Raw genomic sequence first — 25627 nt, 5'->3', positions numbered from 1 at the left:
TGTTGCCCTCGCGAAGGACCTCAGCTGCCAGTCTCAATGCCCCACCGTCTTCGAAAACACATTCACGATCACCACCCCCGTCACGATAAACCCGAGACCAACCACGGCGGCGAAATCCAGCGTCTGGCGGAATACGAAATAGCCGATGCAGGAAATCAGCACGATGCCTAGCCCGCTCCAGATCGCATAGGCCACGCCGACCGGCATGGCCCGCAGCGTAAACGACAGCAGATAAAAGGCCGCGCCATAAAACAGCGCCATCAGCACTGTCGGCAAAAGCCGGGTGAACTGCTGCGACTGCTGCAGGAATGAGGTCGCGATCACCTCGCAGACAATGGCAGCGACAAGCGCTCCATAGGTAAAGACAGCCGCATTCATCGTTCCATTTCCTTTTTCGTCTGGGCGATCATCTGCGTTTTGAGAGCCGCCCTGTCACCACCTGCCCTGCCATCATCGGCCAGAAGATCGGCAAACCAGATGCCGTCAGCCGCAAGCCGCACCAGTTCCAGTATCACCCGGTCATCCGTTTCTTTATGACGGCTCAGGCGCCCCTCGAACCAGCTGGTCCACATGCGCCGAAGCGACGGCTCACCGACCATGGAAACCGATAGCGCGGCCCATTGCCTGCCCGAATCCCGGCCGCGATCGGCAAAAACCGCGTTCACATAGGCCCGCGTGAAGCATCCGTAGGCTTCACAATCCTGTGAGATGAGCGCATCGATTTCCGCATCCAGCGCCGAAATCAGGTCCGCCATCACCGCTTCCAGCAGAACCTGCTTGGAGGCGAAATGGTGGAACAGCCCGCCCTTCGTCACCCCGGCCGCATTGGCCACCGCCTGCACCGAAAGTGCGGCAACACCCTGATCAGCAGCAAGTTTCGCCGCGCAATCCAGAAGATTGCGACGCACGACCTCGGGCTGCTTTTTACGTTCATGTGCATTTGTCATGCCGCTTAACATACCGGATGGTTGGTTTCTTTTCAAGGAAATTGTGAGGGCGGCATACGGGTTGAAATTCATTCTTAATTAAGCATGAAAGCGATCTCTAAAGTTTTAGCGGTTTTGTTGCCGGAAAGTGTCAGTAAAACTTCGCTCATTGCGGCGATCGAACAAAAGGGGTGGATTATGTCGGGAACGGTCAAACGGGGAATGGCGGGTGCATGGGTCTTCGCACTCACCTTCTTTTGCGCGATCCTCTCATTGCAGGCATCGCCTGCGCAGGCCGGCTACGCCCACTTCATCATGGATGCCAATACTGGCAAGGTTCTGGCAGCCCGCAATGCCGATGTGCTGAACCACCCCGCTTCGCTGACCAAGATGATGACGCTCTACATGACCTTCGAGGCGCTGCATGCCGGCCGGCTTCGCTGGGACCAGAAGATCACCATGTCCAAGAACGGCGCAGCCACCATCCCCTCGAAGCTTTATGTGCGCCAGGGCCAGACCTTCACCGTGCGTGAGGCCGTTTATGGCATGATCGTCAAATCCGCCAACGACATGGCGGAAGGCATGGGCGATCACCTCGGCGGCTCCGAGGCAAGGTTTGCCGAAATGATGACCCGCAAGGCCCGCCAGCTCGGCATGACGAAAACGGTGTTCCGCAACGCTTCCGGCCTGCCCAGCAAATCGCAGGTGACGACGGCGCGTGACATGGCCAGGCTCGGCCTTGCGCTGCAGCGGGACTTTCCCAAGGAATATGGCCTCTTCGCCATGGAATCCTTCAGTTTCCGCGGCAAGCGCATCCGTGGCCACAATAATCTGATGTATCGTTATCAGGGCATGGACGGCATCAAGACCGGTTACACCAATGCCTCCGGCTTCAACCTTGTCAGCGCCATCAATCACAATGGTCGCCGCGTTGTCGGCGTCGTGCTGGGCGGCAAGACGGCGCGTAGCCGCGATGCGCAGATGGCCGCCCTTCTCGACAAGGCCGTGCCGCAGGCATCGAGAAGCCGCAACACGGAACAACTCGTCGCCAGCGCCAATGTCAGCCGCACCTTCGATGTGCCGCCCGCTGCCGTACCACTGCCGATGTTCGCCGAGCGCCGCTCCGACCCGGTCGCCATGCAGATCGCCACGGCCAATAACCAGATGGCGGATATGATCCAGGTCTCGGCCATTCCGAGACCTGCCCCCACCGCTGCCATCGGCCAGCCCACGGGCCAGAGAAGCCGCTGGGAAGTGCAGATTGCCGCGACCGACAGCGAAGCCGCCGCCCGCTCGCTGCTCGCCAATGCCCGCTCCAACATCGGCAGCTATGCCGGGATCGCCCCCTATACCGAAGCCGTGCAAAGCGGATCGGCGACGCTCTACCGCGCCCGCTTCACCGGCTTTGAAGACCAGTCCTCAGCGGTTTCCGCCTGCAAGGAACTGAAGGCGCAATCCTATGCCTGTGTGGTGATGACCAGCGAGGGGTGAGGATCAGTAGTGGAAACGGCACGGGTGAATGATCAGGACCGTCTTTTCGGCTTCGCCGCGCAACTCGTAGACAAGCCGATGCTCCTGCGAAATCCGGCGTGACCATAGGCCCTTTAACTGAAAACGCAGTGGCTCGGGTTTTCCGATCCATTCAAATGGATGCCGTCGACAATCCTTGATGAGTTCATTGATGCGTTCGAGCATCTTGCGATCATATTGCTGCCAGTGCAGATAGTCTTCCCAGCCCTGATGGCTCCAGCCGAGAGCAATCGCGCCCTTTTGCTGCATGAGAGTTTCTCCTGATAGAAGCTCGCACTCATGCGCGATGGGTTTGAAAAATCAGTCGATAAGGTCATGACTTTCGAAAGTGCCGGCGTCCACATCGGACATCGACTTTTTAAGTCTGGCGAAATTCTCCGGCGACGAGCAGAGATGCAAGGTTTCCATCAAGCCTTCATATTCGTCCTTATCTATAAGAACGGCGGACGGCTTGTCGCGGCGCACGATTTCCACAGCCACGCGGTCCTGCGACACTTCATCCAGAAGCGATGCAAGAGATTCGCGTGCTTTTGAAAACATAACGGTACGCATGGATAAATCCCGATGGAAGTTGTACAATAAATAGTACAACTCTCTGGAAAATTCAAGTCCGTTTGCGAAGCCAACCGCTCGCCAGAGCATCGGCCAGATACGGAATCCCGTTGGCCTTCGCCATCTCGGCCATGGCCAGATTGTCGTAGCGGATATTCCGGAAATAGACCTGCCAGCCGCGCGCTGTCTCTTCCAGCACGGCATAGGTCGCGAGCGGATGGCCCGCCTCGACGTGATGATCAAAAGGCATGTCATCCTTCCAGCCGGGGCAACCGACGCTGCCGGGATTGACTATCAGCCGGCCGTCGGAAAGCTGTACCGCACGAGGAATATGCGTGTGACCGCAGAGCATCAGCGGCTGGGTGATGCCGTCAGCGATAGCTTCGATCTCCGCCAGCGGCCGCAGTTTCAGCACGCCTTCCGCCGAAAGCGTCTCCAGCCAATATTCCAGATCGCCGCGCGGCGAACCGTGGCAGCAATAAGCGACATCCTTGAAAACCATGCTGAACGGCAGGGTGCGCAGCCAGTCCAGATGGGCGGCGCTCAGCTGCGCATGCGCCGGTCTTTCCCAGCTTCCCATCTCCTCCGGCGCCCGCTCGAGCAGTTCCCGGTCATGATTGCCGCGAATGCTGGGAATCCAGTTACTAACAAGCACATCACCCGTGAACCCCGCCTCCAGCGGACCGCTGAAACAATCGCCGAGATTGACGATGTCCTTGATGCCAAGCTTGGCGATATCCTCAAGCACAGCCTCGAGAGCGGCGCAGTTTCCGTGAATATCGGCAATGGCGGCAAAGATCATGGCAATCAGCTTCCTCGATAGGTGGAATAGCTATAGGGCGAAAGCAGGAGCGGCACATGGTAATGGCCGCTTTCATCGGCAATGCCGAAACGGATGGGAATAATGTCGAGAAAGGCCGGCTCCGCCAGTTGGACGCCCCTGCCGCGCAGATAATCGCCGGCGTGGAAAACCAGCTCATATTCCCCGGCCTTGAAACTCTCACCCAAAAGCAGCGGCCCGCCATCCACACGGCCGTCGCTATTGGTCTTTACCGTCTTCAGCTTCTCGCGGCGATCACCGGAAAGCCGGTAAAGCTCGATGGTCAGCCCTTCGGCCGGCGTACCATGGGCGGCGTCGAGGACATGGGTGGTCAAACCGGTCATGGCTTGGGCTCCGCGATCGTATAGGGCTTGTCAAAAAAATACTCTTCCAGATTGTTACCCGGCCCATCGCGGTCGGCAACCAGAAAATCCGAAACCGCCTGCAACGGCATCAGCGGATAATGCCAGACATTGCGGCGGTAATTCACGCCCTGATCGCCCCGCGCCAGAAACACCTGCGGCCGGCCGGGCCGACCGCCATCGTCATCGGCGACGACCACGAGGAAAGGCCGGCCGGAAAGCGGCGAAAAACTCTGGCTGCCGAGCGGATGCCGCTCCATCATCTCGATTGCATGGGGAAAAGCGCGCGGCTGCCCACGGAAAATGTTGAGAATGATACGCGCCCCCTCACCCGCCGCCTCCGGGGCTGCGAGCGCATGATGCCGCTCGGTCTGGCCGCCATTGATATGCCGCATGGAAGAGGGTGTCGTTTCGATCACATCGCCGAAGGATGCGAAAGCCTCTTTGCTAAGAGGTTTTATCTCGAGAAAATCAGTCAAATGTCATTCACCTTGGGCATGCCAGTTTCGGAGGAGGGAGAGACGCGCCTGCAGATCCGGAATGCTCTGCGTTATCGTTTTCCAGACGACCGAGAGCTCCGCCCGGAAATAATCATGCACGATCAGATTGCGCATACCCTTCATCTTGATCCAGGGGATTTCCGGGTGTTGCTGTAAAAATGCGGGGTAGTGCTTGTCCAGCTTGGCGACCGCCTCGCCGATCAGGGCAAGACCCATCATGACCGCCATCTGCGTCCGCGTGTCGGAGGAAAAAGCGGCCTCATCCATATCCTGAATGAAATCCTGTATTCTGGAGGCGGCAACATCCATCTCCTTCAGATAGAGCAGAAGCCGATCCGTACTCATACCGCTTTGGCTTCCTTCAGAACGCGCGCCCGTATATCCGAATGCAGGCCGCCTGAGGTGACGACGTCGACCTCCACACCAAGCAGCGCCTTCAATTCCTCCAGCAAACCGCCGAGATCGAACAATGTCGTGCCAGGCAGCGCATCCACCAGAATATCGAGATCGCTGTCCGGCCGGTCCTCGCCGCGGGCGACGGAGCCGAACACGCGCGGGTTTGCCGCGTTGAAGCGTTTCGTCGCTTCGCGGATCGCTTCCCTGTTCCTTTCCAGCACCTCGGAAGGTCTCATGGTCTCAATCTCCAGACGGCGCGATTCTAGCAGAACGGCCACCACTCGCCAATTCAGCCTTCCGGCAGCATCGCGGAAAGGCGCAGCCAGGCAATCTTCTCCACCTGCGCTGTCGCCGTCTCAAATTCTTCGGTCGTACCGTTGCCGATGCGCGTTTCGAAGGCGGAAAGAATATCGTGCCTGTTCAGCCCCTTGACCGCAATGATGAAGGGAAAGCCGAATTTTTCGGTATAGGCGCCGTTTAATTCGGTAAAACGCGCGTGCTCTTCCGGGGTGAGCCGGTCGAGCCCTGCGCCGGCCTGTTCGTTGCGGCTGTCGGCCGTCAACTCCCCCGCAATCGCCAGCTTGCCGGCAAGATCGGGATGCGCCCGCAATACACCAAGCCGTTCGGCCTCTGAAGCGGCGCGGAATTGCGCGGTGAGTGCGGCGTGAACCGCCTTCACCGTCAAGGCAGCACTGATCCCGCCAGCATCATAGGCCCGTTCGGCGATAAAGGGCGAATGTTCGAACACGCCGCCGAAACGGCTGACAAAGTCCTCACGCGTCATCAAAGCGTCTCCGGCTTGTGATGTTGATGCCAGTGACGGGCGATCTCGATGCGCTGCGGGATCCACACCTTCTCATGGCCAAGCACATATTCGATGAAACGGCGAAGAGCCGCCGCACGGCCGGGACGGCCGACAAGACGGCAATGCAGGCCGACGCTCATCATCTTCGGCGCGCCCTCGACGCCTTCCTGATAAAGCACATCGAAAGCATCCTTCAGATAGGTGAAGAACTGGTCGCCGGAATTGAAGCCCTGCGGCGTGGCAAAACGCATATCGTTGGTTTCAAGCGTATAGGGAATGATCAGGAACGGCTCGTCTTTCACGCCCTTCACCCAATAGGGCAGATCGTCGGCATAGGAATCCGACGAATAGAGGAAACCGCCCTCTTCCATGACAAGGCGCAGCGTATTGTCCGAAGGCTTGCCCTGATACATGCCATAGGGACGCTCGCCGGTAACCTCCTTATGCAGGTGCACGGCTTCGCTTATGTGCTTGCGTTCCTCCTCCTCGGAAAAATCCTTGTATTCCAGCCAGCGATAGCCGTGGCTGGCGATCTCCCAGCCCGCTTCCTTCATCGCCGCAACGGCTTCCGGATTACGGGCCATGGCGGCAGTCACGCCATAAACGGTGGTGGTGACGCCGAGACCGGTGAACATGCGCCACAGCCGCCAGAAACCGGCGCGCGAACCATATTCATAGATCGATTCCATGTTCAGGTTCCGCTGGCCAGGCCAGGGCTGGGCGCCGACGATTTCCGACAGCAGCGATTCCGACGCCTTGTCATTGTCGAGAATGCAGCTCTCGCCACCCTCCTCGTAATTGATCACGAATTGCACTGCGATACGCGCGCCACCCGGCCATTTCGGGTCGGGAACATTGCGACCGTAGCCCACCAGATTGCGGGAATAGTTCTCGGAAATCATTCAGCCACCCAAAACATCTCTCCCAAAGCGGAAACCGCTCTCGGGAAGCAAACAAGCCTCTGAAGAGCCCGATCCCGGAAACGGGAGAACTCGACACGCTTCAGACATGCGATGCGGCGACGGTAGCATCCGCATCCGGAATGTCGAGATGAATTTTGCCGACATTCCGATGCTTTTTTGTGTACGATTTCTGTGCGGCGTTTGTCAGGCGATCCTGCGGGCGGAAACGCGGCCCATGGGATGAAGCGAGTGCACCCGGAAAGGCGCACCGGGTTCATCCTCGATGAACAGCGCGAGGCTGGAAAACGGCAGCGTCCGCGTCAGGAGCGGCTCGAAAACCTTGCGCACGGCGCGCTCGATCCTCTGGCTGCTGGAGGGTTCGACGCCACCCGTCAGCGACATCTGAAAGCGGAACTCATCCATCACATGCGGGCTGCCCCAGCGATGCAGATTGGTCAGCTGCGAAGCAGAAAGCCGGTCGGGATCCGCCCGCTCTATTTCCGCTTCGGAAAGCGGCGCGCGGTAACGGTCGAATTCCTGCACCACCCGGGCGGCAAAAAAATGCAGCACTTCGCAGGGACGCTCGGGAACGAGGCTGAAAACATTCTCCTGCCTTGCCACCACTAGTTGTGGCAACACGAAGGGTTCCTGCTTACCGGAAAAATACATCAGGTCGCGCAGAAGCGCGGCTTCCGAATGGCCTTCGGCAAGCCGGAAAGGCGCCTTTATCGTGCCATGGAAACCATAACGGCGCGGCAGTGCCGTATGGTAGGAAATCTCCTGCATGCCGAGATCGATCATGCCGGGCGGCTCCACCGCCTGACCGGAATAGGCATCGCGCCCCAACCACGCAGCTGCCGCCTGCGTCAGGGGGTCATTGGGGGAAGGCGTGAAATGAATGGCGTATCGCATGCGCTGTCACCTCGACGCAAAACGGCCAAAACGGCCTCGTTGCAGGCCAGCAGATAAGTGATTTGCGTGACAGATTAACGACGTGGCGGGCCTGATCAGGACTTTCTAAAGTCCGCAACGGCAATACTCACGTGTTCTTGAAGACGGAACCCGGAAGGGATGACAGGTGTGTGACCGCACACGGTTTGCAGCGCCGCATCGGCAAGAAAATGGGCAAGGCCGAAGCTGACCTTGAAGCCGCCCGACAGCGCGACAAGCGTCGGATGGCCGGCAACCGACCCAACCATCGGGTCCCTTCCAATCGCCTTGGGCCGCAGACCGGCCCAGCGCTCCAGCACCGGCGCGCGGGCAAGCGAGGGCACCACCCGACAGGCCTCGGCAAGTAGTTTTTCCAGCTTTTCATCGGTACTGAAAGGCTCGGAAAAACAATCTTCGCTGGTACTGCCAATGGCGACGGTGCCGTCCTCATGCGGCACGATATAAAGCCCATTCAGGAACACGACAGGCATTGCCGGATCGGCCGCCGCGTCAAGAAGGGCCGCCTGCCCCTTCACCGCCTGACCAAGCCCGACACCGGCTTCGAGACCCAGCGCATCACGGATCATGGGGAAAGAACCATGCCCATTCGCAACTATGACATGGCCGAAGAGCAGCTCGTCTCCCGACGACAGCATTGCCCGTCCGCTATGCGGATCGAGCGAAACAACACGGCACTGTTCGACAACGCTGACATGCCGGGCCTTGCCCAGGAAAGCCGAGAGAAGGGCGATCATGGCACGCGGGGCAACCCTCGCCGCCAGCGTATCGAGCACGAAGCCCGCCTCTCCCGCCGCATCATCCACCCATCCGGCAACGGAAGGGCTGTCACCGACATGCCAATGGAACGAGCGCTCCCCCGATATCCAGTTTTCCCCGGCATCCCGCTGGTGCCTTTCAGCGATGGTGCGCAGATGCGGTTTCGGCAGGGGAATGATCCTGCCGCACCGCCGATAACCCGCGGAAAGCCCGGTCTCAGCCTCCAGGTCGGCGATCTCCTTTTCGAGCGCGACAAGGGCATCGAACTGGAACTGCTTCTTGTCCGACCAGCGGTCGGGCATATGTGGCATCAGCGCGCCCAGAAGCCCGCCGCTCGCACCGCCGCCAGTCCGGTCCGCTTCCACCAGCAGGGCATCGATACCGAGCCGTTCCGCCTTGATGGCGGCCCACAGGCCCATGATACCGCCGCCGACGATAAGCAGCGGCACGGAGCCCTGCAATCTTGGCGATTGACCCTGTTCGAAAGCGGGATTATCGGCTTTAGCCATGAAACATTCCAACGAAACTATCGCAGAGACCGGCCCGGCTACAGGTTCGGCAACCGGAAAAAACCAGACGGCCCTCGACTGGCGTGAGGGGGATATGCCCTATTCGCTGGCCTTTGACGATCATTTTTATTGCCAGACGGATGGCAGGCTGGAATGCGGCCATGTCTTCCTCTCCGGAAACGGCCTGCCGCAGCGCTGGCTTGAGCGGGAGGGCGTCTTCCGCATCGGCGAACTCGGCTTCGGCACCGGCCTCAATCTCTGCGAAACCTGGCGGCAGTGGAAACAGGCCCGGAAAGAAGCACACAACGGCCGTTCCACACTGCATTTCATGTCCTTCGAACTTTACCCCATGAAGGCGGACGAGATCGACCGGGCGCTTTCCCGCTGGCCGGAAGTGGATGCCGAACGCAGGGCGCTGGTTGCCCGCTGGCCCGAGGAACCCAAAGGCGAAGTCGAGATCGAGCTGGACGCAGACACGCGCCTGACGGTGGTGTGCGGCGAAGCGCTCGCCGGCATTGCAAGCCGAACCGAAAGCTTCGACGCCTGGTTTCTGGATGGTTTCGCGCCTGCCCGCAATCCGGACATGTGGTCGCTGGAAATCATGCAGACGCTGTTCGGCAAGACCGCACAGGAAGGCACGTTCGCCACCTATGCCGCTGCTGGCTTCGTCCGCCGCAATCTCATCGCTGCCGGTTTTGACCTGGAGCGCCGCAAGGGTTTTGCGGGAAAACGGGAAATGCTCTGCGGCACCAAGCGGTCCGGCTAAGTTGCCCGCGTCGCCGGATCGTCAGACGCTCGGTGCGTCGCGGCGCGCGCCGCTGTCTCCCAGCCATTGCGCGATCTTGTCCTCAAGGATTTCAGGACTGATGGGCTTCGACAGGTAATCATCCATGCCGGCCGCAAGGCAGAGCTCGCGATCCGCGTCCTGCGTATGGGCGGTAACGCCGATGATCGGAACATGCCGGCCGTCGGCGGCGGCCTGTTCGGCGGCCCGGATCGCCAGTGTCGCCTGATGCCCGTTCATGATAGGCATGGAAACGTCCATGAGGATGACGGCGGGATTATATTCTTCCCAGGCCTGAACAGCCTTCTTGCCATTGCCGACGATCAGGAACCGCAAACCGGCCTGCTGCAATATCTGGGTGAAGACGATCTGGTTGACGTCATTGTCCTCGGCAACCAGCACGTCGACAAGACAGGGCCGACGCCGGCTGGATGCCGCCGCCGGGACAGCCTTCTGCTTCTTTTCGGCAGGGCTGCTTTCCGGCCGGACAGGCGCATTGCCCCACTCTGCCCCGCCCGGCGCGGACGGATGCTGACGGGCGCGCTTCAACCGCACATCCCGCACCACATCGAACAGGGTCGAGCGTAAAAGACGCGCCCGTGCCGGTTTCATAAGATGCGCCTGCACGCTGAGATCCGTAAACAGCGTTTCGTCACCGACGACATCCATGGAGGTCAGGAACACGATGGCGATGTCATCGAAACGACGATCCGCCCTGATCCTTTCGACCACATCCAGCCCGTTCATAACGGGCATGTGATAGTCGAGGATGATGGCGTCGATGGCAAAGCCGAGGGCGGCGGCCTCCTGCAGCACGGCAAGGCCGGAAGGCCCATCCTCGACCGCATGGCCGTCGATACCCCATGTCCTCAGCTGCTCGGTCAATATGCGGCGATTGACATCATTGTCATCGATGACGAGCACCCGGATATCGTCGATCGCCATGACCGGAAGCGGAACATCGCGCCGTCTTTCGATGAGCTGGAAAGGAATATTGACGTCGAAGGTCGATCCTTTGCCGATCTCGCTCACGACATTGATCACGCCGTCGAAAAGACCGACGAGGCCGACGGTGATCGCCAGTCCCAGCCCCGTTCCCTCATGCCGGCGCGTCGCTGAACCGTCCACCTGGCTGAACTTGTCGAAGATCGTTTCCAGCTTGTCGGCCGGAATGCCGATGCCGCTGTCTTCCACCCGCAACGACAGGATCGCCTCGGACGCCTCCGCCGACTGCGCCGAAAGCTCGATCAGCACGTGCCCCGTTTCCGTGAACTTGACGGCGTTTCCAACAAGGTTGGTGACGATCTGGCGGAACCGTCCGGCGTCACCCATGACCTTGCCGAAAGCCGAAGGATCGATCCGGACGACCAGTTCGATGTCCTTTTCCAGCGCCGCCGAAGACAGCAGGGAAACCACGTCCTCCACCGCCTCGGCAGGATCGAAAGGCACGCTGCGCAGCCGCATCTGCCCTGCCTCGATCTTGGAGAAATCGAGAATGTCGTTGATGATCGTCAGAAGCGCATTGCCGGATTTGACGATAATATCGGTGAAGGTCTTCTGGCGCGTATCGAGATTGGACTTGGCCAGCAGCTCCGCCATGCCGAGCACGCCGTTCATGGGCGTGCGGATTTCGTGGCTCATATTGGCCAGGAACTCCGATTTGGCGCGGTCCGCAGCCTCCGCGCGTGAAAGCAGCCGCTGCAATTCTTCCTCACGCATCTTCATGTCGGTTACGTCGGTGACGATGATGAGCCAGTAATTGCCGGAACTGTTTGTCGCCTCCAGATTGAGCCAGGTCTTGCCGGCGACGTGAATGAGCCAGGAGAACGGCCTGTTGGCGGCGATATTCTCTCTCCAGGCGGCGAGCGTCCCTGCCGCCGCCTCGTCACTGCCGAAATCCCCGCGCCCGGCGCAATGGGCAAAGAAACCAGACCAGTTCCTGCCTTTTTCCAGCAAATGGGGCGGCACGTCGAACATTCGCGCCATGGCCTCGTTGGACATGATGATCGTGCCCTGCTCGACAAGCACAAGCCCCTGCGCCATGGCGCGCGTGGCGCCCTGCATATATTCGCCGACACGCTCCAGCTCGGCCTTCGCCTTGCTGATCTCGGCGTCGCGCATGCGCACATCAGTCACATCCGCATAGGTGCTGAGGATTTTCCCGCCATCAAGACGGGTTTTCGAAATGACGGTCACCTTGCCGCTTTTGCTGCGAACCTCGCGCGGCGTGAAAACCTCTTCCTTGAGAAGCCGCTCCGCGCGCTGGTTATAAAGCTCCTCGAAGGGCATGTCGCCATAGTCGTAAAGGCCGCTGTCGAAATTCATTTCCATGAATTCCCGATAGCTTTTGCCGACGAGCGACTTCTCGCCGCCGATTTCGCCCCAGACTTCATGGAAGAACGGATTGACATATTCGATGACGAGATCGGCGTTGAGGAGCAGCACGCCGACAGGCAGGGCGTGGAGAACCGCCTCCAGCTGGCGGTGCAGCGCCTCAGCCTGCGCCTGTGCGGCGATCAGCGCCTTTTCCCGTTCATCAAGCAGGCTGACATCGGTGATGGAGCCGACCAGATAATATTCGTCGTCGGGTGTCGCCACCCGGCCAACCCGGGTTATCACGGGAACGGAGCCGCCATCCGGCAGCGGCAGGGTCTCTGCTTTCTCTATCGCTTCGCCGGTTGCAAGAAGCCGCTCGTTTTCAATCCGGAACCGTTCACTGTCATCCGGAAACATCTCGCTTTCGGTCATGCCGATATAGCGGGTGAGATCGCCTCCGAGGAATTGTTCGTAAGCCGTATTGGCAAAGGTCAGCCGACGCTCATCGTCCCGCAGGAAGACAGCCACCGGCAATTGCTCCAGCGCCGCCCGTAGCAGCCAGGTCTCGCGGATCTGTGTGCTGAGAAGCGCCTCGTGCGCCTTGAACTCCGTCACATCGACGCGCAGCCCGACCAGCATGCCGTTTTCCAGCCGCTTGTTGACCATGCGCACCCAGCGGCCATCGGCAAACTGCTCTACCCTTTCGAGATAGGGGAGGGAAAAATCCCGCAATTGCTCCCGCATCCACCCTTCGAATGCGGAATCGTCTTTTTTTCCGCTGCTGTAGCCGCTCGAAAAATAGACCGCCTCCATCAACGTCTCAAGCCGCACGCCGGGCTTCAGCTCGACGCCGAAGGCGCTGTAGAATTCCGCAAAGCGCGTGTTGCAATAGATCAGCCGGTTGTCACGGTCATAAATCACGATGCCGGCATCGATGAGATCGATGACGCCGCTGCCGAACAACAGGTCAAAGGCACTGCCGCCACCGCCCGGAAAACCTTCAACGATTGCGGACGGCATTTCCTCAAACACTTCGAACAGGAACAGATTGCCATCGTCGCCGATAAAGCGCTCGCAGCGAAGCCTGTGAGGACCGGAGGAGGCCGCGCCATGGCAGCTGATCACCTCGTCCGTGGCAAAGACCAGCGAGCGGCGCTCCCTGTCCTCGCGCTCGGCGTCGTAAATGTCAGCGGAAAGTGAAAAGCTGGTATGGCCCGGAAACGCCGCTGCCGGTCGCCCCATGACCCGGGCATAGGCCGAATTGACCATGAGATAGCGAAGCTCGCTGTCCTTGATGCACGCGGGCAGGTCCAGAGCCGCAACGGCCCTGTAAGCTTTTTCCAGCAACCCGCTGCCTTCGGTCAATCGATACTCCACACCGTGCAGTTCCATCCCTGTCGAATCAAATATTTCCGGACGTCGTTGCAAAAAACGTTATGTGAGAAAATCGCTCTTTGCTATGTACGAGACGGTACCGTTACCCTTTTTTAACCATAATTATTCGCCCCGGCCGCACCATTCCGACCCTAAACGACCGACCTTGCGCATGGCTGCCATGCGCCGCCGGGCAGCGGCGTTACAAAACTATTGCTTGACTTTAACCGACAAAACGCCCACATGCCCGTCAAGCTTTCACCTTCGGCAGCCGCGTGAGCTGCAGCGTATGATCAGGAAGACCTGGCCCGCATGAAGGAAAAGCGCAACGAATACAGAAGACGGCATTTGCCGCACTGATGCGCAGAAAGTTATTCCAACCCACAAGTTCCCAATTCACGCGGGGTTCTTGACGCCGAAACCACCGGACAGCAGCCCTGTTCCGGCTGAGTTTGTTTTGGCGCCCCGAAAGGCACTATATTGACCAGTTTTAGCGAACTCGGCCTCTCCGAAAAGATCGTGGCCAGCGTTGCCCAGCTTGGCTACACCACTCCCACCCCCATTCAGGCAAAGGCCATTCCGCTGCTGCTCGAAGGCCGTGACCTGATCGGCCTCGCACAGACCGGTACGGGCAAGACCGCCGCCTTCGGCCTGCCGATCATCGAAATGCTGATGAAGCAGGCCGACCGTCCGGCAAACCGCACCGCCCGCACCCTCATCCTTGCCCCGACCCGCGAACTGGTAAACCAGATCGGCGACAACCTGCGCTCCTTCGTGAAGAAGACGCCGCTGCGCATCAACCAGGTTGTCGGCGGCGCGTCGATCAACAAGCAGCAGCTTCAGCTCGAAAAAGGCACGGACATTCTGGTGGCGACCCCCGGCCGCCTGCTGGACCTCATCGCCCGCAACGCCATCTCGCTCTCCAAGGTGACCTATCTGGTGCTTGACGAAGCTGACCAGATGCTCGACCTCGGCTTCATCCATGACCTGCGCAAGATTTCCAGAATGGTCCCGGCCAAGCGCCAGACGCTTCTGTTCTCGGCCACCATGCCGAAGGCGATCGCCGATCTCTCGCACAGCTACCTGACCGATCCGGTCAAGGTGGAAGTGACCCCTCCGGGCAAGGCTGCCGACAAGGTCGAGCAGTACGTGCATTTCGTCGCCGGCAAGAACGACAAGACCGATCTCCTGAAGAAGTCGCTGAACGAGAACCCGGATGGCCGCGCCATCGTTTTCCTGCGCACCAAGCATGGCGCGGAAAAGCTTTACAAGCATCTCGAACATATCGGTTTCAAGGTCGCCTCCATCCACGGCAACAAGAGCCAGGGCCAGCGCGAGCGGGCGCTGAAGGGCTTCAAGGATGGTGACATCAAGGTGCTGGTCGCAACCGACGTCGCCGCCCGCGGCATCGACATTCCGGCCGTAACGCATGTCTTCAACTACGACCTGCCGGAAGTGCCCGACGCTTATGTTCACCGCATCGGCCGTACCGCCCGCGCCGGTCGCGACGGCATCGCCATCGCATTTTGTGCGCCGGACGAAACCCGCCTGCTGCACGACATCGAAAAGCTGATGAAGATCGATATTCCGGTTGCATCAGGCGAACGCCCGGCCGGCCTCGCCAGCCCGACGCGCCCGAACAACAATCGCGGCCGCAACAATAATGGCGGCCACCAGCAGCGCGGCCCCCGCGAAGGCGGACGCCACAATGGTGAATCCCGTCCTTCCCGCAACCACGCACCGCGTGATGCCGATAACGATCTGGAAGTCACGTCGGACTTCAAGCGCGTGAAGCAGGCTGAAGGCGATGCAGGTCGTCCCGCCGGCCCCCGCAAGCACCGCCGCCCCGCCCGCAAGCCCGGCGGCAACGGCGCCAACCGCCACGCGCCTGCTGGCGGCAATGGCCAGGAAAAGCGCGCTTCCGGCAACGGCAATCGCGGCCGCAACCGCTAACTTGCCCTGCCTGGGTTGGAGACGCTCGGCATTGCCGGGCGTTTCTTGTCCCAGTGGGAGAAGGCGACAAGACGCAATCGCTCGCTCACCAATCGAACCCCGCTGGCCACCGCCAGCGGGGTTTTTCTTTGCCTTCAACCGCCCTGCACGACAAAGGGCGCAAATCTTTCCGGGCTCGGCGTTGTCGCGCGTTTCTTCTCCCCGCCGGGGAGAAGGTGGCCCGAAGGGTCGGATGAGGGGGTGCCCTCTCGGTATATCTCTACCCTTGCCCCCTCACCCGCCCTGCACGACCGGGCGACGCCGCGATGGCAAGGTCATGGCCAGTACACCGGCGATCACGCAGACGAGCCCCACCCACATGGCGGTCGTCGGCACTTCACCCAGAAACACCATGCCGATGGCGACACCCACCGGGACCCTCAAATAGGCCTGCGAGGTGGTGCCGACCGAACCCAGCGTCTGCATCAGCCGGAAATAGATCATGAAGGCAAGGGCGGTTGAAAAGACGCTGAGGCATACAAGCGCGATAAGCGACGCGGATGAAGGCGACAATGTCCAGGGCCGGTCAACGATCAGGCTTACCGGCAATAGCAGGACCGCACCGCAAATCATCGAGCCGGCAGCCGGCATGATCGGATCGAGCCCCTTGAAGTTCTTGCTGAAAATGGCGGCGCAGGCATAGGAAAAGGCCGCTGTCAGCATCGCAAGCTGGCCCCATAGCGCCTCGCCCGCACCACCAAGCGCATCCAGACCGATGATCAGGCACACACCCGTCATGCCCGCAATGGTGCCGAACAGCTTTCGCCCGCTGACCTGTTCGTGGCGGATGACGAGTGCCGTGAGAAGAAAGGTGAAGATCGGCGTTGTCGCATTGAGAATGACGGCAAGACCGGCATCGATGCTCTGTTCCGCCCAGGCGATCAGCGTGAAGGGTAACACGCTGTTGATGCAGGCCTGAATGAAGAAAAGCCGCCAAGTCGCAAAATCCCGCGGCAAACGCAGCCCGCGCAGCCGGATGACCGCCAGCAGCAAAAGCCCGGCAATCAGGGTTCTAAGTGCGATGAAGGTGATCGGCGGTATCGTCTCCACCCCGATCTTGATGAAGGTATAGGATGCCGCCCACAGCGTGGACAGCAGGGCGAGTAACAACAATTCGCGGGCAATGGGATTTTGAGAGGTCACGGATCGATTTTTCCAACAGCGTTCAGGATGAACCGTTCCTACTCCGAAAACAACCATCTATGCTTCGGCGGCGGCCGAAGTTTTCACCCTTTGAAAACATGAAACCCCGCATGGCCATCACCATGCGGGGCTTTGGTAAAAGAGACCGGTGAACAATGGTCTCGCAGATCAGGCCCGGCGTTCATCCGCCGAGAAAGCGCCCGGACCGGCAAAGACCAGATAAAGGAAGACAAAGCAGAACAGGATGGCTGCGTCACCGCCGTTCAGGGCCGGGAAAAAGCTGCTTGGCGCATGCGCCATGAAATAGGCGACGGCCATCTGGCCGGAAAGAATGAAGGCGACCGGACGCGTGAACAGGCCGATCAGCACGAGAATGCCGCCGACGAGTTCCAGAAGCGCCGCCACCAACAGCATCGTCGGCAGCGAACCCTGCATCTGCGATGCCGGGAAGCCGAAGAGCTTCTGTGTTCCGTGCTCGATGAAAAGCAGCGCCGCGATGATGCGCAGCGCTGCAAGGGCGTAAGGTCGGTAGCGGGAGAGATTGTCGAAAGCTGCCATGTAGATGTGTCCCCGTTGAAGTGATGAAGCGCCTGTCAGAGCGCGCTGGCACGTTTATGGATACACGTCCCGAAGAGCGGAAATCACGTTTCCGATATTGCAGGACTACCTAAAATAAGCAAAAGTCGATTTTCAACAAATAGTTGATTTCACCGTATAAAACTCACATCGATCCGGAAAAATCAACTCAGGGCTTCAGACATTTTTTCGTGTGGCAAAGGCGGAAAAATCCGCCTCGCCCTCAAGCCTGCAACACAACCACCTTTGAGCCGACCGGCACGCGGCTGTAGAGATCGATGATGTCGTGGTTGAGCATGCGGATGCAGCCGCTCGACATGGCGTGGCCGATGGATTGCGGCTGGTTGGTGCCGTGCAGACGGAACATCGTGTCGTTGCCGCCGCGATAAAGATAAAGGGCACGCGCGCCGAGCGGATTGTTCGGGCCGCCCGCCATGCCGCCGGCAAATTTCAGGTTGCGCGGATCGCGGCGCATCATGTTCGCGGTCGGCGTCCAGGAGGGCCATTCCGCCTTACGGCCGATATAGGCATCGCCCTTCAGCGCAAGACCCTGACGACCGACACCCACGCCGTAACGCATGGCCCGGCCATCGCCCAGCACATAATAGAGCCGCCGCGCCGGCGTATCCACAACCACCGTTCCGGCCGGATGCGCAGTGTCATAGGTGACTTCCTGCCGGCGGAGCTCCGGCTTGACCTTGTCCAGATGCATGGCGGGAAGCGGGAATTTCTCCTCCGGCTTCGCCCCATAATTCAGCCTCTGCTGGCCGATGCCGGTATTGGCGCAGCCGGCCAGAAACAGCGGCAATCCAAACAGAACACCACGACGTGAAATAGACATGTAACCCCCGCCAAATCTCTAGATTAACGAGAGGTATAATTTTATGGTTAACAAACCCCTAATATGAGGTTGTGGTAATTAACGTACCGCAACCGCTGCGGCAGGCTTGCGGTTGGCGAGGTAAACCCCCGTCACCGCCAGAACCGTGCCGGCAATCATGGCCGGCGTCAGCGTTTCGCCGAAAAGCAGGGCGGCTTCCACGGCCGCAAGCGGCGGCACCAGATAGATCAGCGAGGCGGCCCGCGAGACCTGCCCGCGCCGGATCAGATAAAGAAGCAGCGCCACCGCCCCGATGGAGATCGCCCCGACGGACCAGGCAAGCGTGGCGGCAAGCCCAAGGCTCCAGTCCACATGCCCATCCTCCAGCAGCAGCGCAAAGGGAACTGTCACCAGAAGCGCGCCGACATATTGCAGTGTGGCCACCGCCATGATGTTTCCGCCATGGACGTATTTCTTCTGGTAGAGCGTGCCATAGGTCACCGACGTCATGCCAAGGACATTCACCGCCACCGCGTAAAGCGGCACGGACAGGCCAAGCGCGCCTGCCGCCATGACCTTCGGCAGAACGGCAATGGCAATGCCCGCAAAACCGATAAGCAGGCCAGCCCTCTGCAGCGGCGAGATTTTTTCGCCGATCATGTAACGGGCGGCCACCGCCGTCATCAACGGCTGCAAACCGGCGATGATGCCGCCAATCGCCGCCGGCACGCCCTGCCCTATCGCCCACCAGATCATGCCGAGATAAAGGCCATGCAGGAAAATGCCGGACAGGATCGCCCGGAAAACATCGCCCCGCCGCTCCGGCCACGGAATGGAGGAGAGCCGGCAGATCCCCCACAGCAGCGCACCGGCCAGGATGTAACGCAGGCAGAGGAATGTCAGCGGTCCGGTATAATAGACGGCATATTTGGCGGTGACCCAGCCGGTCGACCACAGAAAGACGAAGATGGCCGGAGCCAGACGGTCGAGCGACATGGGAACATCCCCTGTGCCGCATGGCATGGTCACCGGATATGGCCGGAACGATAAGACATGCGGAGAATTGATACTTCTGCGGCTTCGGCAAACCGGAAAATGAGCGGGCCGGGTGCCGGGCAAACACCCCGCGGAGAAACCGGAGCCGTCTCTGCAAGGCGATATCTCCACCCCCGCAAAAGGTCAAAGGCCTTTTCGTGATGCCATGTTTCAGATTTTCTGATGCAGCTCCAGCAAGCCATCAACCGAAAGCGAACGAACAAAATTTATGCATTCGCCCATGGCGCGCACAACGCCACCACCCGGTTACGCCCCGCCACGCCGCGCAACCAATTTGCCGATGCCGCATTTATAGGCTGAAACTCAAAAAACGCTTCTTTTTTAAAACTCTAGGGCGCTGAAAAATCTTCACGACGGCCTCCGCATAGTTCTTGCATTGCATTTGGCGTTGTATTCATATGGTAAAAAAGGGGACATCGAAGTTGGCATTTGACGAAATGATAAATGCGGACGAAACGCCGCGAAGCCCATATGAAAACTATAACGAGTGGTACAGCCGGCAGGACAGGGCACACCTGATCCAGAAATCAAAAGACGCGGAAAACATCTTTCGAAAAACCGGCATTACTTTCGCAGTCTATGGCCATGCCGACAGTTCAGAAAAACTGATCCCCTTCGATATCATCCCGCGCATCATTTCCGGCCGTGAGTGGCGCAAGCTGGCCCAGGGTATCGAACAGCGGGTTCTCGCTCTCAACGCTTTCCTCGACGATATCTACCACAAGCAGGAAATCATCCGCGCCGGGCGCATTCCCCGCGAAATCATCGAGAAAAACGAAGCCTTCCTGCCGGAAATGATCGGTTTTACTCCGCCCGGCGGCGTCTATACCCATATTGTCGGCACGGATATCGTCCGCACCGGCGAAGACCAGTTCTATGTTCTGGAAGACAATGCCCGCACACCGTCCGGTGTCAGCTATATGCTGGAAAACCGCGAAACGATGATGCAGATGTTCCCGGAACTCTTCCACGAAAACCGGGTGCGGCGGGTCGAGGACTACCCCTATCTGCTGCGCCAGTCGCTCGCCTCGCTCGCCCCGCCCGGCTGTTCCGGCAAGCCGCGCGTCGCGGTGCTGACCCCCGGCATCTATAATTCCGCCTATTACGAACATTCCTTCCTCGCCGACATGATGGGCGTGGAACTGGTGGAAGGCTCCGACCTGCGCGTCATGGACGGCAAGGTCAAGATGCGCACCACCCGCGGTTATGAGGCCATCGATGTTCTCTATCGTCGCGTCGACGACGACTTCCTCGATCCGCTGACCTTCCGGCCGGATTCGGCGCTTGGCGTGCCCGGCATCATGGATGTCTACCGCGCCGGCAACATCACCATCGCCAATGCCCCCGGCACCGGCATTTCCGATGACAAGGCGATCTATTCCTACATGCCCGAAATCGTCGAATTCTATACCGGCCGCAAGCCGCTTCTGGAAAACGTGCCGACTTGGCGCTGTTCGGAGCCGGACAGCCTGAAATACGTTCTCGACAACCTTGCCGATCTCGTCGTCAAGGAAGTTCACGGTTCGGGCGGTTACGGCATGCTGGTCGGCCCCACCGCGACGAAAAAGGAACGGGCGCTGTTTGCAGACAAGCTGAAAGCCCGCCCCTCCAACTACATTGCGCAGCCGACGCTTTCGCTTTCCACCGTGCCGATCATGGTGAAGAACGGCATCGCGCCGCGCCATGTCGATCTGCGTCCCTATGTGCTGGTGTCGGACAAGGTGAAGATCATTCCGGGCGGATTGACCCGCGTTGCCCTCAAGCAGGGCTCGCTGGTGGTCAATTCCAGCCAGGGCGGCGGCACCAAGGATACCTGGGTACTGGAGGACTAAGCCATGCTGGGCAGAACGGCAAACGGGCTCTACTGGATGTTCCGGTATATCGAGCGCGCTGAAAACATCGCCCGGCTGATCGATGCGGGCCTGCGCGTTTCACTGACGCGCTCAGGCAGCGGCGATGAGGACTGGGACGGCGTGTTGCAAAGTGCGGGCGTCCATGAAGCCTTTCTCGAAACACGCGAGAAGGTAACGGCGGCCAATGCAATCGATTACCTCCTGCGGGACAAGGCGAACCCTTCCAGCGTCATGTCGTGCATCGAGGCGGGCCGAAACAATGCCCGCATGGTGCGCACGGCGCTGACGCGCGAAACGTGGGAAGCCACCAATGAATTCTGGATCGAGCTGAAGAATATTCTCGGCCGCAAGCTCAACCATGCCGAACTGCCGCAGACCATCGATGTCATCAAACATCGCGCCGGTCTGGTGCGTGGCGCCTTCCATGGTTCGATGCTGCGCAACGATCTCTATAATTTCTCCCGCATCGGCACCTTCATCGAGCGCGCCGACAATACCGCCCGCATTCTGGACGTGAAATATTACGTGCTGCTGCCGGCTGTGGCCCATGTCGGCTCCTCGCTCGACAATGCGCAGTGGGAATCCATCCTGCGGTCGGTCTCGGCCCACCGCTCCTATGGCTGGGTCTATGATGCGGAATACAAACCGGCCAATATTGCCGATTTCCTTATTCTCAACGGCCGCATGCCGCGCTCGCTCGCCTATTGCTACGAAAAGATCGCCAGCAACCTCAATTACATAGCCGAGGATTACGGCGAAAGGCACAAGGCGCATGAGACGGCAGAAAGCATTCGCGACAGTCTGCGCAAAACGACCATCGGCCGTGTCATGGATGAAGGTCTGCACGAGTTTCTGGAGAGATTTGTCAACCGCAACGGTCAGCTGGGCCAGGAAATCGTGGAAGGCTACCGCTTTTATCAGTAAGCGCGTGGACGGGGACATCTTATGCGTCTGAAAATCACCCATACGACGGAATATGTCTATGACGAGCCGATGCCCTATGCATTGCAGCGGCTGCGCCTGACACCGCAGACCGGCCCGTGCCAGACGGTTGAGGACTGGGATGTCTCGGTCGATGGCGCGACCGTGGAAGTGACCTATGACGACCATTTCGGCAACCGGGTTGCCCTGGTGGAAACGGAAGGCCCGCAACGGAAGGTCAAGGTTCTGGCAAGCGGCCTCGTCATCACCGAGGACAAGGCCGGTGTGTTCGGTACCCATACCGGCAATGCGCCGCTGTGGCTCTTCATGCGCGAGACGCCGCTGACCAAGCCGGGAAAACTGGTGCGCGAAATGGCAAAGACCAGCAACGGGGACAGCGAGCTTGCCCGCCTGCATGACCTCATGGAAAATATTCACCGCAAGGTTCAATATGTGCCGGGCTCGACCGACACTGAAACCACGGCGGAAACGGCACTGGAGGCCGGCAAGGGCGTCTGCCAGGACCACGCCCATATCCTGATTTCGGCCGCACGGCTGATCGGCCTGCCCGCCCGTTATGTCTCCGGTTATCTGATGATGGACGAAGTGGCGCAGCAGACGGCCACCCACGCCTGGGCCGAGGTGCATCTTCAGGGGCTTGGCTGGGTCGGTTTCGACGCCGCCAACAACATCTGCCCGGATGATCATTATGTCCGCATCGCCTCCGGCCTCTGCTACCGCGATTGCGCACCGATATCAGGCATGCGCATCGGTCCGGCCGGCGAAACGCTGAGCGTTTCGGTAACGGTGCAGGAAACGCAAAGCCAGAGCCAGTCGCAGAGTTGAGACAATGACCGCCAGAGACGACGATACCATCGGCTTTTACACCGATAATGCCGGCGCCTATACATCAAGGGGACAGGCGCCGGACCGGCCTCATCTGGATCAGTTTCTGTCGCGCCTGCCGGCTGGCGCAAGTATCCTCGAACTGGGATGCGGCGGCGGACGGGACAGCGAATTCATGCTGGCTTCGGGTTTCGACGTCCACCCGACGGATGGAACACCCGATATCGCCAGGGCTGCGGAAGCCCGGCTTGGCATTCCCGTCAAAACATTGCTGTTCGAGGATATTGGCGACAGGGACCGTTATGACGGTATCTGGGCCAATGCCTGCCTGCTGCACGTGCCCCGCCCCGCCCTCCCCGGCATCATCGGCCGCATCCATGCGGCGCTGAAGCAGGGCGGCGTTTTTTACGCCAGCTTCAAGGCGGGAGAAGCGGAAGGCCGTGACACATTCGGCCGTTATTACAACTATCCTTCGAAAGCCTGGCTGGAAAACCTGTACGGACGGCTTGGCTGGACAAGCCTGGAGATAGAAGCCCGGAAGGGCAGCGGATATGACAAGGTCCCGACCGACTGGCTGCATGTCACGGCAACGAAATCCTGATCCTTTTTTCAGGAACTCGCAGGTTGCGAAAGCGCGTCTCGACCGGTTAAATCACGGCATTGATTTACATGGCATGGTCCGGCTTCAGCCCATGGGCGAGAAGACGGCCGGGAGACAATTTTGTACAGGATTTCCGACTATCGGGACTGCCAGTCCCATGCGCCCATCATCGCTGAACGGGTCTGGACGGCGTGGTGGCAGGATAGCGGCCTGCATGTCGGCGATGTTGCGGAACATCTGAAGGACATGACCAATCCCCATACCCTGCCAACCGGCTTCGTCGCCCATGATGACAACGGCTACGTCGGTTCCGCCTTCCTCATCCATTGCGATCTGGAAGAACGTCCGCAATATCTGCCCTGGGTCGCCGCCCTGTGGGTGGAAGAAGACCGCCGGCGCTCGGGCGTCGCCCGGGCGCTGATGCAGGCCGCGACGAAAAGGGCGGCCGAACTCGGTCACCACATCAGCTATCTGTGTTGTGAGCGCGATCTCGAAACCTACTATATCAATTGCGGCTGGACCGTCCTTGAACGCGGTGTCGGCAAACACGATTTGACCGTGCTGACCTACAGCACGAAAACTTGAAGCCGCCTGTCCCGCGCCGGACAGCCCATGGATGACCGGAGGAAACCATGCGCCCGCCAGCCGCCATTATGGAAACCGCGATCTACGCGGATGATCTCGACGCCGCCGAGGCCTTTTACCGCGATGTCTTCGGGCTGGAGGTGGTGCGCAGGCTAGCCGGGCAGTTCGTATTCTTCAAATGCGGCCGGCAGATGCTGCTGATCTTCGATCCGCAACAATCGCGTAAGGCCACGCCGGACAATCCGATCCCGCGCCATGGCGCAACCGGGCAAGGCCATTTCTGCTTTTATGCGAAAGACAAGGCGGAAGTGGACGGCTGGAAAGCACGCTTCGAAGAGCTAGGCATCGCCATCGAACACTATCACCATTGGCCGAATGACAGCTATTCCGTCTATATCCGAGACCCGGCGGGTAATTCGGTGGAGGTTGGGGAAGGAAAGCTGTGGGGGGTTTGATAAGGCAAGCGCTTGAAAGTTGCGACGCACAAAGGGATAATCGGATGAAAGAGCTATTATCTGGCGTCATCCTCGGGCTTGTCCCGAGGATCTATCCACGTCGAGTAAAATCAATCGGTCGCAGATCCTCGGGACAAGCGCGAGGATGACGTCGAGGGAGGGATGACCCACCCCCGACCATTTTTCACACACAGTCCGCAGATCAGATCTGCCGAACGGCGATCTCTTCTTCCGCCTGCACCGCCAGCGGGTTCTTCAGCGGCAGGCCGAAACCGGCGGCCTCGATCTCGAACACATCGCCCGCTTCCGGCTTGATGCCTTCTGCGAAGGAGAGCGTCGCGGTGCCGAACATGTGCACATGCACGTCGCCCGGTGCGCGGAACAGGCCGTATTTGAAATGGTGATATTCGAGATTCGCGAAGGTGTGGGACATGTTGTCCTCACCCGAAACGAAGGGCTTTTCGAAGATGACCTTGTCGCCGCGACGGATACGCGACGTGCCGCGAATATCGGACGGCGGGGCGCCGACGCGGATTTCCGGGCCGAAGCTTGCGGGGCGCAGCTTGGAATGGGCGAGATAGAGATAGTTGATCCGCTCGGTGACGTGATCGGAAAACTCGTTGGAGACGGCAAAGCCGATACGCACCGCTTCGCCCTTGTCGGAGATCACGTAGATGCCGGCCATTTCCGGCTCTTCGCCGCCATCGAGCGCGAAGGACGGAGAGGTGAGCGCGGCACCCGGTGCCGCCGCCACATGGCCGTTGCCCTTGTAGAACCATTCGGGCTGAACGCCCTTTTCACCAGCCTTCGGCTTGCCATTTTCCAGACCCATGCGGAACATCTTCATGGAGTCCGTCAGGTTTTCTTCCGCCGCTTCCGTGGTCTTCTTGTGCATGCTGTCGCGGGTCGCGGCGGAACCGAGATGGGTAAGGCCCGTACCGGTCAGATGCAGATGCGCCGGATCGGGATGGGTGATCGGCGGCAGGAAACGGCCTTCGGCATAGGCCTTTTCGAGATCGACGGCATCGCCAAAACCATGGGCGGAAATGACATCGGCAAGGCTCTTGCCGCCATTGGCGGCTTCCATGGCGAGGGCGTAAACCGACTGGGCACCCTTGATGGCGCGCGCTTCGCCGCCCTCTTCGCGAACGGCCACGATGATCGCGCCGCTAGAATCCTTGATCTGTGAAATGAGCACGGGATTTCCTTCCTCTGGCGCCACGCGCCTTATCTTCTTCGGCGATTGCGCCTGCACCTTATGAAAGTGGCCGGAAACCGGCCACTTTTTTGACTTGC

Annotated in this window: 28 protein-coding genes; 9 read left to right on the top strand and 19 right to left on the bottom strand. The window is 59.7% G+C overall.

Annotated elements, in window-relative coordinates; translation table 11 throughout:
• Window positions 1-33: 33 nt before the first annotated feature.
• Window positions 34-378: a DMT family transporter gene (locus AC1ROR_RS01390; protein WP_498588410.1), complete on the bottom strand. Its 345-nt coding sequence runs from the start codon at window positions 376-378 to the stop codon at window positions 34-36.
• Complete coding sequence (locus tag AC1ROR_RS01385) at window positions 375-959, bottom strand: TetR/AcrR family transcriptional regulator (RefSeq protein WP_498588409.1); 585 nt, start codon at window positions 957-959, stop codon at window positions 375-377. The genes AC1ROR_RS01390 and AC1ROR_RS01385 overlap by 4 nt, the downstream gene beginning before the upstream one ends.
• Before the next feature lie 189 nt (window positions 960-1148).
• On the opposite strand from AC1ROR_RS01385, the gene AC1ROR_RS01380 reads away from it, so the two are divergent.
• Window positions 1149-2417, top strand: a complete 1269-nt coding sequence (locus AC1ROR_RS01380) for a serine hydrolase (protein WP_498589152.1) — start codon at window positions 1149-1151, stop codon at window positions 2415-2417.
• A 3-nt stretch (window positions 2418-2420) separates the two neighbouring features.
• Here the strand turns inward: AC1ROR_RS01380 and AC1ROR_RS01375 are convergent, their stop codons facing one another.
• From AC1ROR_RS01375 to AC1ROR_RS01325, 11 genes are all read right to left on the bottom strand, one after another.
• Entirely contained in the window at window positions 2421-2705 is a 285-nt protein-coding gene (locus AC1ROR_RS01375) for a Txe/YoeB family addiction module toxin (RefSeq protein ID WP_498588408.1), read from the bottom strand.
• A 51-nt stretch (window positions 2706-2756) separates the two neighbouring features.
• Window positions 2757-3008, bottom strand: a complete 252-nt coding sequence (locus AC1ROR_RS01370) for a type II toxin-antitoxin system Phd/YefM family antitoxin (protein WP_035220091.1) — start codon at window positions 3006-3008, stop codon at window positions 2757-2759.
• Between the two features lie 52 nt (window positions 3009-3060).
• Entirely contained in the window at window positions 3061-3810 is a 750-nt protein-coding gene (locus AC1ROR_RS01365) for a metallophosphoesterase family protein (protein WP_498588407.1), read from the bottom strand.
• 5 nt (window positions 3811-3815) lie between these two features.
• Entirely contained in the window at window positions 3816-4172 is a 357-nt protein-coding gene (gene uraH / locus AC1ROR_RS01360) for a hydroxyisourate hydrolase (RefSeq protein WP_080835613.1), read from the bottom strand.
• Window positions 4169-4669 carry an ureidoglycolate lyase gene (locus tag AC1ROR_RS01355; protein WP_498588406.1) on the bottom strand — a complete coding sequence of 167 codons (501 nt, stop codon included), beginning with the start codon at window positions 4667-4669 and terminating at the stop codon, window positions 4169-4171. The genes uraH and AC1ROR_RS01355 overlap by 4 nt, the downstream gene beginning before the upstream one ends.
• A gap of 3 nt (window positions 4670-4672) precedes the next feature.
• On the bottom strand, window positions 4673-5035 hold the full coding sequence (locus tag AC1ROR_RS01350; protein WP_035220083.1) for a HepT-like ribonuclease domain-containing protein: 363 nt from the start codon (window positions 5033-5035) through the stop codon (window positions 4673-4675).
• Window positions 5032-5322: a nucleotidyltransferase family protein gene (locus AC1ROR_RS01345; RefSeq protein WP_498588405.1), complete on the bottom strand. Its 291-nt coding sequence runs from the start codon at window positions 5320-5322 to the stop codon at window positions 5032-5034. Before AC1ROR_RS01345 ends, AC1ROR_RS01350 begins: the two co-directional genes overlap by 4 nt.
• A gap of 53 nt (window positions 5323-5375) precedes the next feature.
• Window positions 5376-5873: a 2-oxo-4-hydroxy-4-carboxy-5-ureidoimidazoline decarboxylase gene (uraD, locus tag AC1ROR_RS01340; protein WP_498588404.1), complete on the bottom strand. Its 498-nt coding sequence runs from the start codon at window positions 5871-5873 to the stop codon at window positions 5376-5378.
• Complete coding sequence (gene puuE / locus AC1ROR_RS01335) at window positions 5870-6793, bottom strand: allantoinase PuuE (RefSeq protein ID WP_498588403.1); 924 nt, start codon at window positions 6791-6793, stop codon at window positions 5870-5872. Before puuE ends, uraD begins: the two co-directional genes overlap by 4 nt.
• A 204-nt stretch (window positions 6794-6997) precedes the next feature.
• Complete coding sequence (locus AC1ROR_RS01330) at window positions 6998-7705, bottom strand: DUF1045 domain-containing protein (RefSeq protein WP_080835628.1); 708 nt, start codon at window positions 7703-7705, stop codon at window positions 6998-7000.
• A 95-nt stretch (window positions 7706-7800) separates the two neighbouring features.
• Entirely contained in the window at window positions 7801-9009 is a 1209-nt protein-coding gene (locus AC1ROR_RS01325; protein WP_498588402.1) for an NAD(P)/FAD-dependent oxidoreductase, read from the bottom strand.
• On the opposite strand from AC1ROR_RS01325, the gene mnmC2 reads away from it, so the two are divergent.
• Window positions 9008-9775 (top strand): tRNA (5-methylaminomethyl-2-thiouridine)(34)-methyltransferase MnmC2, encoded by a 768-nt coding sequence (gene mnmC2, locus AC1ROR_RS01320; RefSeq protein ID WP_498588401.1) that lies wholly within the window; start codon window positions 9008-9010, stop codon window positions 9773-9775. The two genes, AC1ROR_RS01325 and mnmC2, sit on opposite strands and share 2 nt — an antisense overlap.
• Before the next feature lie 21 nt (window positions 9776-9796).
• Here the strand turns inward: mnmC2 and AC1ROR_RS01315 are convergent, their stop codons facing one another.
• Window positions 9797-13501 carry a PAS domain-containing hybrid sensor histidine kinase/response regulator gene (locus tag AC1ROR_RS01315; RefSeq protein WP_498588400.1) on the bottom strand — a complete coding sequence of 1235 codons (3705 nt, stop codon included), beginning with the start codon at window positions 13499-13501 and terminating at the stop codon, window positions 9797-9799.
• Window positions 13502-13963: 462 nt separating this feature from the next.
• On the opposite strand from AC1ROR_RS01315, the gene AC1ROR_RS01310 reads away from it, so the two are divergent.
• Window positions 13964-15436: a DEAD/DEAH box helicase gene (locus tag AC1ROR_RS01310; protein WP_498588399.1), complete on the top strand. Its 1473-nt coding sequence runs from the start codon at window positions 13964-13966 to the stop codon at window positions 15434-15436.
• Between the two features lie 273 nt (window positions 15437-15709).
• On the opposite strand, the gene AC1ROR_RS01305 is transcribed toward AC1ROR_RS01310, so the two are convergent.
• The 4 genes from AC1ROR_RS01305 to AC1ROR_RS01290 form a co-directional block, all read right to left on the bottom strand.
• Window positions 15710-16618, bottom strand: a complete 909-nt coding sequence (locus tag AC1ROR_RS01305; RefSeq protein ID WP_498588398.1) for a DMT family transporter — start codon at window positions 16616-16618, stop codon at window positions 15710-15712.
• A 168-nt stretch (window positions 16619-16786) separates the two neighbouring features.
• Window positions 16787-17176: a DoxX family protein gene (locus tag AC1ROR_RS01300; RefSeq protein ID WP_035220073.1), complete on the bottom strand. Its 390-nt coding sequence runs from the start codon at window positions 17174-17176 to the stop codon at window positions 16787-16789.
• Window positions 17177-17417: 241 nt separating this feature from the next.
• Entirely contained in the window at window positions 17418-18035 is a 618-nt protein-coding gene (locus AC1ROR_RS01295) for a L,D-transpeptidase (RefSeq protein ID WP_035220071.1), read from the bottom strand.
• A gap of 78 nt (window positions 18036-18113) precedes the next feature.
• A complete protein-coding gene (locus AC1ROR_RS01290; RefSeq protein ID WP_498588397.1) occupies window positions 18114-19010 on the bottom strand; it encodes a DMT family transporter in 897 nt (298 codons plus the stop codon).
• 482 nt (window positions 19011-19492) lie between these two features.
• On the opposite strand from AC1ROR_RS01290, the gene AC1ROR_RS01285 reads away from it, so the two are divergent.
• From AC1ROR_RS01285 to AC1ROR_RS01260, 6 genes are all read left to right on the top strand, one after another.
• Complete coding sequence (locus tag AC1ROR_RS01285) at window positions 19493-20902, top strand: circularly permuted type 2 ATP-grasp protein (RefSeq protein ID WP_035220068.1); 1410 nt, start codon at window positions 19493-19495, stop codon at window positions 20900-20902.
• 3 nt (window positions 20903-20905) lie between these two features.
• Complete coding sequence (locus tag AC1ROR_RS01280) at window positions 20906-21847, top strand: alpha-E domain-containing protein (RefSeq protein WP_035220066.1); 942 nt, start codon at window positions 20906-20908, stop codon at window positions 21845-21847.
• Window positions 21848-21868: 21 nt separating this feature from the next.
• Complete coding sequence (locus tag AC1ROR_RS01275) at window positions 21869-22690, top strand: transglutaminase family protein (RefSeq protein ID WP_035220064.1); 822 nt, start codon at window positions 21869-21871, stop codon at window positions 22688-22690.
• 4 nt (window positions 22691-22694) lie between these two features.
• Entirely contained in the window at window positions 22695-23291 is a 597-nt protein-coding gene (locus tag AC1ROR_RS01270) for a class I SAM-dependent methyltransferase (RefSeq protein WP_498588396.1), read from the top strand.
• A 120-nt stretch (window positions 23292-23411) separates the two neighbouring features.
• Window positions 23412-23876: a GNAT family N-acetyltransferase gene (locus AC1ROR_RS01265; RefSeq protein WP_498588395.1), complete on the top strand. Its 465-nt coding sequence runs from the start codon at window positions 23412-23414 to the stop codon at window positions 23874-23876.
• Window positions 23877-23923: 47 nt separating this feature from the next.
• On the top strand, window positions 23924-24331 hold the full coding sequence (locus AC1ROR_RS01260; protein WP_498588394.1) for a VOC family protein: 408 nt from the start codon (window positions 23924-23926) through the stop codon (window positions 24329-24331).
• Between the two features lie 202 nt (window positions 24332-24533).
• Here the strand turns inward: AC1ROR_RS01260 and araD1 are convergent, their stop codons facing one another.
• Window positions 24534-25529, bottom strand: coding sequence for a 2-keto-3-deoxy-L-arabinonate dehydratase AraD1 (gene araD1, locus AC1ROR_RS01255; protein ID WP_498588393.1), 996 nt, complete (start codon window positions 25527-25529; stop codon window positions 24534-24536).
• Window positions 25530-25627 lie beyond the last annotated feature (98 nt).

Source organism: Agrobacterium sp. GW821-FHT14E08 (genome assembly GCF_058803865.1).
The sequence above is the reverse complement of the archived record's forward strand: the minus strand, read 5'-3'. Positions and strand labels throughout refer to the sequence as shown.